This window comes from Psychrobacter sp. 1Y4, from assembly GCF_051847555.1.
In genome coordinates this window covers 1-752 of record NZ_JBPYDE010000467.1, presented here as the reverse complement: position 1 = coordinate 752, position 752 = coordinate 1, and the positions used below count along the sequence as shown (strand labels likewise).

Sequence of the window (752 nt, the reverse complement as noted above, 5' to 3'; positions counted from 1 at the left end):
AATAATAATGGCTCATGAGACATATGGAATAAACCGAAAAAGGAGAAGATATTATGAAACTTCAAATCAGTCACCAAACCAACTACTATTACGATGAGTTGGCGCAGCGCAGTGTACAGTACATACGCATGACCCCCATGCAAATGCCGCACCAAACCATTCATAAATGGGATGTCATGCTCCCTAAAGTGGCGACCAACCAAAAGGACGGCTTTGGTAATGCATGGCTCACGCTCAGTCGTAACGAGGCACATAACAACTTACAAATGCAGGCGTCGGGTGTCGTTGAGATCAACACCGAAACTGAACGTTTAGAGGATATGGATCATGTCCCTTACCTGCTATTTACCGTACAAACCCCGTTAACCAAATGCTCACAAGAGATGCGAGAATTTGCAGCGCCATATTTAAAAACGCCCACTCATGACAGCCTAAAGGCAATGGCAAATGCACTGATCATGAAAATGCCTTTTGTTAAAGACGTCACACATGTGGGCACGACCGCTGCTGAGGCGTTTGCGGCAAGTGCCGGTGTGTGCCAAGACCATACACATGTATTTTTAAGTATCTTGCGCGATCAACAGATTCCAGCGCGTTATGTATCAGGTTATCTGTATGACGATACCGAAAATCACATGGCCAGTCACGCATGGGCTGAGGTTTGGCTGGATGGTTACTGGTATACTTTTGATATCTCAAATCAGGCATTTACCCCAAACTCACATGTGTATGTGGCGATTGGGCGAGATTAT

At 45.3% G+C, this 752-nt stretch carries 1 protein-coding gene; it reads left to right on the top strand.

Annotation, left to right across the window (positions count from 1 at the left end):
- Positions 1-53: 53 nt before the first annotated feature.
- Positions 54-752 (top strand): transglutaminase family protein (locus ACS8FC_RS17005; protein WP_439297654.1); only part of this gene is annotated, 699 nt, incomplete at its 3' end.